Annotated in this window: 1 protein-coding gene; it reads left to right on the forward strand. The window is 66.9% G+C overall.

The window, feature by feature from the left end; translation table 11 throughout:
• The coding region (locus tag J0A65_RS27070; RefSeq protein WP_206597246.1) for a LysM peptidoglycan-binding domain-containing protein at nt 1-293 on the forward strand (293 nt) is incomplete at both ends.

Genomic DNA, 293 nt, shown 5'->3' on the forward strand with positions numbered 1-293 from the left:
GGGCAAACCCGGCGCGCAGCCGAGCGAGCCGCTCTACCAGCAACGCACACTGGCCAGCGCTAGCCGCACCTACAAGGTGAAGAACGGCGACAACCTCTGGCAGATCGCCCGCGAACACCAGGTTGCGGTGCATGACCTGCGCCGCTGGAACGCACTGCAGGGCAACAACCTCAAGGTTGGCCAGGTGCTCAATCTGGCCGCCGCCGAGAGCGCACCACAGGCCGTCGCCGCGACACGCCGCCAGAACGCCGCACGCGACAAGGCGACCTACTATCGCGTGCAGCAAGGTGACT

The organism is Bowmanella yangjiangensis (assembly GCF_017255015.1).
Lineage (GTDB): Bacteria > Pseudomonadota > Gammaproteobacteria > Enterobacterales > Alteromonadaceae > Bowmanella > Bowmanella yangjiangensis.